8 protein-coding genes are annotated in these 4,274 nt (G+C 63.9%); 3 read left to right on the top strand and 5 right to left on the bottom strand.

Annotated elements, in window-relative coordinates; all coding sequences use genetic code 11:
* The 3 genes from VGK32_18820 to VGK32_18810 all read right to left on the bottom strand — a co-directional run.
* On the bottom strand, positions 1 to 635 hold a 635-nt coding region (locus VGK32_18820), incomplete at its 3' end, for a S49 family peptidase (GenBank protein ID HEY3383820.1).
* A 7-nt stretch (positions 636 to 642) separates the two neighbouring features.
* A complete protein-coding gene (locus tag VGK32_18815; GenBank protein ID HEY3383819.1) occupies positions 643 to 2,055 on the bottom strand; it encodes a phage portal protein in 1,413 nt (470 codons plus the stop codon).
* A 44-nt stretch (positions 2,056 to 2,099) separates the two neighbouring features.
* Positions 2,100 to 2,303 (bottom strand): hypothetical protein, encoded by a 204-nt coding sequence (locus tag VGK32_18810; protein HEY3383818.1) that lies wholly within the window; start codon positions 2,301 to 2,303, stop codon positions 2,100 to 2,102.
* 85 nt (positions 2,304 to 2,388) lie between these two features.
* Here VGK32_18810 and VGK32_18805 point away from each other — a divergent pair, with 85 nt between their 5' ends.
* Genes VGK32_18805 through VGK32_18795 form a run of 3 tightly spaced genes read left to right on the top strand, consistent with a single transcriptional unit; the run spans position 2,389 to position 3,455 of the window.
* Entirely contained in the window at positions 2,389 to 2,634 is a 246-nt protein-coding gene (locus tag VGK32_18805; protein ID HEY3383817.1) for a hypothetical protein, read from the top strand.
* 2 nt (positions 2,635 to 2,636) lie between these two features.
* Positions 2,637 to 2,864, top strand: coding sequence for a hypothetical protein (locus tag VGK32_18800; protein HEY3383816.1), 228 nt, complete (start codon positions 2,637 to 2,639; stop codon positions 2,862 to 2,864).
* 15 nt (positions 2,865 to 2,879) lie between these two features.
* The gene (locus VGK32_18795) at positions 2,880 to 3,455 is read left to right on the top strand and encodes a DUF3489 domain-containing protein (GenBank protein ID HEY3383815.1); all 576 of its coding nucleotides are present in this window, start codon (positions 2,880 to 2,882) and stop codon (positions 3,453 to 3,455) included.
* A gap of 28 nt (positions 3,456 to 3,483) precedes the next feature.
* Here the strand turns inward: VGK32_18795 and VGK32_18790 are convergent, their stop codons facing one another.
* Both VGK32_18790 and VGK32_18785 read right to left on the bottom strand, forming a co-directional pair.
* Positions 3,484 to 3,747, bottom strand: a complete 264-nt coding sequence (locus VGK32_18790) for a hypothetical protein (GenBank protein HEY3383814.1) — start codon at positions 3,745 to 3,747, stop codon at positions 3,484 to 3,486.
* A gap of 128 nt (positions 3,748 to 3,875) precedes the next feature.
* A partial coding sequence (locus VGK32_18785) for a site-specific DNA-methyltransferase (protein ID HEY3383813.1) occupies positions 3,876 to 4,274 on the bottom strand: 399 nt, incomplete at its 5' end.

Here is a 4,274-nt window from a genome sequence, read left to right as displayed (position 1 = left end):
ACGAGCAACCCGTAGGTGCGGGCGATCTCGCCTTCGAGGATGCCCTTCGCCTCGTCGCTGAGCGGCGCGTGTGGATTGAAGTCGGCCTTGCGGGCACCGGCGCTGACGATCGTGTAGCGGTAGCCCATCTTCTCGTCGCTGACGCTCATGTCGAGGTGGCTGACGATGACGCCAACGCTGCCGACACCGGAGGTACGGCTGACGTAAATGCGCTGGGCTCCGGACGCCAGCAGGTACGCGGCGCTGAAGGCGTCGTTGTTGGCAACAGCGAAGAGAGGTTTCATCGCGCGCGCCGAATACACTGTGTCGGCCACATCAAAGGCGCCGGCCACCTCGCCACCAGGTGAATCGATTTCGAGCAGGATCCCTTTGATCGCGGGGTCCGTTGCAGCGTCTTCAATCTCCTGCTGGATGTCCACGTAGGACCGTAGCCCCGACAAGGCGTCCAACCCGCGAGTCTTGTGGACCAGCGTCCCTTCGACCGGGATGATGGCGATACCTTCCGGCGATACTTCGTATGGCTTCCGCGCGGCCCGCTCGGTCGCGGCGGCGGCCGCCACCGGCGGCACTTCAATCCCGAGCCGAGGTGCGAGCGCCGCGAGGATGACCTCGAGCTTCTGCGGCGCGATCAGCAACGGGGTATCAAAGATTCGAGTCGCCAGATGCGGTAGCGGGTGCATTCGGTTCCTTTCGTGGATCGGAGTCATATTCGAGGCCGAGTGAGTCGGCGCGCGCATTGTCGGCGGCGATCTCGCGGTCGATCCCTTCCGCGTCGTAGCCCTGTTCGGAGACGACCTCGGCTCGGCTCTTGAAGCCCGCGCGCACGGCCATGATCTGCGCCTTGATGTCCTTCAGCGGATCGACCCAAGCGAAGCCGGGAGGAATCCATTTCACGCCGTAGTAAGGCGTCAGGTCCTGCGCCTTCGGCAGGGCGCCGCTCAGCACCGCCGCGTCGATCCAGGCCTGCCAGATTGGGCGGCACATCTGGAACACGATCACCTGGTGCTGAAACTGTTCGCATCGCCGGCGGAATTCCAGCAGGCCCGCCCGGATCGAGGAGTAGTTCACGCCGGTGAGATCGCCGGTCAGTTGTTCATAGGTGATTCCCATGCCCGCCGCGATCGAGCGCAACTGCACGCGCATGAACGTCTCGTACGTGGCACCCACATCAGCGGGAGAGGAGAACTTCACGTCCTCGCCAGGCAGCAGAACCTGAAGCGTTCCCGGCTCGAGGCCCGCCAAGGCCGCGCCCGTCGAGTCCGGATTCGCCTCGCCCAGTAACGAATCCTGCGGGGCGTTCTTCGTGACGAAGCCGGCGAACATCGCCGCTGTCTTCTTGCGGACGAGCTCGGCGTCGTCGTATTGGTCGAGCTCATAGAGCTTGACGAGCACCTGCGTCAGCCAAGGCTGACCGCGTAATTGGCCAGGCCGCAGTGGCCGGAACAAATGCAGGACGAATTCCGCGGGCACCCGCACCAGTTCGGTTGAGGCCATCGGATTCAGAGCGTCGCCAGGATGTTCACGGTAGAGGCGATAAGCGACTCGTTTCCCAATCCCGTTGAACTCAATGCCGGCACGAACGTAATTCCCGCTCTCCAGCTTCCGCGTCTCATTCGTCGGCAGATGCTCGGCTTCGAGGACCTGAAGCTGCAGCGGCACTGACAGCCCATCCTTCGGCAGTCGCGGGCGCAGACGGACGAAGCACTCGCCCGCTTCCATCACCGACCGGCAGGCAAGCGACTGCAGCCCGTAGAAATCCGTCAGGCCGGAGGCATCAGCTTCGTCCGTCCACCGCAGCCACAACGACTGGATCTGCTCTTTGATCGCCGCGTCCGCATGCTGCGACTGCGGCTTGATGCCAGTGCCGATGCAGTTTCCGATGAACGCATCGAGGGCGTTCGTGGCCCAGGGGTTCCGGCGCACCATGTCCCGCGAACGCGACCGCAACGTGTCCCCGCTCTGAAAGACGAGCGTGTTGATGTCGCCCGTGGACGGTGCCCAGCCGGTGGTGCGCCGAGTCGCAGCAGCCGCCTCGTAATCGGATGCGGCGCGCAACCCGGGCAATGCCGCCCGGAGTCGATTCCAGAATCCCACTGTCTTCAGAAACCCTTTTGCGTCTGCACGCGGATCTGCCGGATCACCGGCACGCCGCTGTTTTTCGTCACGTCTGCCTCGGCGGCGGCGATCGCTTCCTTCAGTTCCTCGACGGTCCGGTACTCGATCTCCCGGTCACCGAAGCGAACTCGACGCACCCCGTTGGCCAGAGCATCGCGCAGCGCCTGCAATTGTTGGTCCGTGTACATCGGTTCCTTCGCCTGACAATCGCCTCGAAGATTCTTCTGAGGATTCCCTTGCTATCTCGCCGCACCGAAGCGATTCATGTGTTCGATGCAACGCACCACCAAGTCCACCAAGCAGACCGCCGCGGAAACCTACGCCGCGCGCCACGCCGAATGCGCCGACCTGCTCAAGCGCATCGCCAGCCGCCTGGAGCAGCACAAAGCGAGCCAGGCGCAGGAGCCCGCCAACTGGGGGTACGCCGGCGACCTCGGCCGCGTGACCGAGGAACTCGCCTACGTCCTGGCCAGCCTCGGCGACCGCAGCGCCGTCGACGCCAAGGGTCTGGAGTACTGACCATGACCCGCGACGAACTCACTGCCTGGGCCACGCGGAACGGCTGGGCGCTCGACCGCTGGGGCCACCTCAAGAAGGAGTTCGACAACGGTACGCACCGGCTGAAGTTGAGCCGCATCGCCGCCCGTCACGAAATTTCGACGCCGTTTGGCTGGGCACGCCTGGCCAGCGGCTATCTCAAGAACTTGCACCTAACCGCCGACGGCAAGCTCGCCGGCATGAATCGATAGACCAGGAGAACAAACATGACCACTTTCACGATCGACACCGAGAACAACATCACGGCGTTTGCCGAGTACGAGGATGCGCTGAACCACCGCATCGGAAGCACCGAAGGGACCTTTGCCAGCGAGAAGGAACTGGCCAAGCTGACCAGCCAGTGGCCGATCGGCCGCTTCGTCGACGTTTGGAACAACTTCGCCGGCGTGGTGCCCTTCGACACGCTGAAGCCGGTCAAGAAGTTCACGGACCGCAAGACGGCGGCCGCCCGTATCTGGAAGGCAGTCCAAGCACTGACGCCCGCCCCCGCGCAACACGCGGCCCCCGCCGCGCCGAAGAAGGCCAAGGCGACCAAGGAGGCCACGCCCAAAGACGACGCCACGGGGCCCAAAGGGGCGCGCGAGGGCAGCAAGAAAGCCATCGTACTCGACATGCTCCGCCGCCCGGAAGGCGCCACGCTCGCCGACATCATGTCCGCCACCGGCTGGCAGGCGCACAGCGTCCGCGGCTTCATCTCTGGCGGCCTCTCCAAGAAGATGGGCATCAAAGTCGAGTCCTTCAAGTCCGAGAGTGGCGCGCGCGCCTACCGCGTGAGCCAGTAACAACTCCAGCGCGCTACCGCCGCCGGCCTTACGAACCGGCGGCGTTTCTGTTCCTCACCTCGTCGGCGATTGCCGTGAGCCTTTCGTGAACGAGCTCCTCGCGGAGCTCACATTCGCCCCGCCTCACGTACGTTCCGTTAATGCGCGTGATGATGCGGTTCTCCAACTCAGCAAGCTCGCGGCGCACCTCCGCCAGCAGCGCACGATTCTGCAGGCTGACATACGCGCCGATCAGACCGGACACCAGACCGATGGCGGCGATCAGGACTTGAAGTAGAACGTGGTTTTCCATGGGAGGTTCTTAAGGATGCGTAACTCGGCGGACCAGTCCGACAGTGCCAGGCAGAGGCCCTGGATGTCGGGATTGCCGGATCGGATCTCCGCTTCGATCTGGGCCAACTCCCGGTGGCAGCGTTCGATTCATGTGGCCACTCCCAAGCGCTCCGCCGCAACGTCGGCAAAGTCCCGGCCATCGGTTTCCAGCGTCGCGGTTTTGCCGGCATACTCCTGGAAGCGCCGGACGATGACGTCGCAGTACTTCGGTTCAAGTTCAATTACGCGCGCCTGGCGGCCGGACCTCTCGCAGGCAATCAGCGTCGATCCCGATCCGCCGAAGGGATCAAGCACCGTATCCCGGTTTTTGCTGCTGTTCCGGACCGCGCGCTCCACCAATTCGACGGGCTTCATCGTCGGGTGCAGGTCGTTCGAGACCGGCTTTTTCACGAGCCAGACATCACCCTGGTCACGGGCGCCGCACCAGAAGTGATCCGTGCCCTCCTTCCAGCCATAGAGGATCGGCTCGTACTGACGCTGGTAATC

This window comes from Vicinamibacterales bacterium (assembly GCA_036504215.1).
In the GTDB taxonomy this organism is placed as follows: Bacteria; Acidobacteriota; Vicinamibacteria; order Vicinamibacterales; family Fen-181; genus FEN-299.
The sequence above is the reverse complement of the archived record's forward strand: the minus strand, read 5'-3'. Positions and strand labels throughout refer to the sequence as shown.

Excerpts from the sequence above, each read along its gene's own strand:
- VGK32_18790 (HEY3383814.1), bottom strand. The coding sequence starts at position 3,747 with ATGGAAAACCACGTTCTACTTCAAGTCCTGATCGCCGCCATCGGTCTG.
- VGK32_18810 (HEY3383818.1), bottom strand. The coding sequence starts at position 2,303 with ATGTACACGGACCAACAATTGCAGGCGCTGCGCGATGCTCTGGCCAAC.
- VGK32_18795 (HEY3383815.1), top strand. The coding sequence starts at position 2,880 with ATGACCACTTTCACGATCGACACCGAGAACAACATCACGGCGTTTGCC.
- VGK32_18805 (HEY3383817.1), top strand. The coding sequence starts at position 2,389 with ATGCAACGCACCACCAAGTCCACCAAGCAGACCGCCGCGGAAACCTAC.
- VGK32_18800 (HEY3383816.1), top strand. The coding sequence starts at position 2,637 with ATGACCCGCGACGAACTCACTGCCTGGGCCACGCGGAACGGCTGGGCG.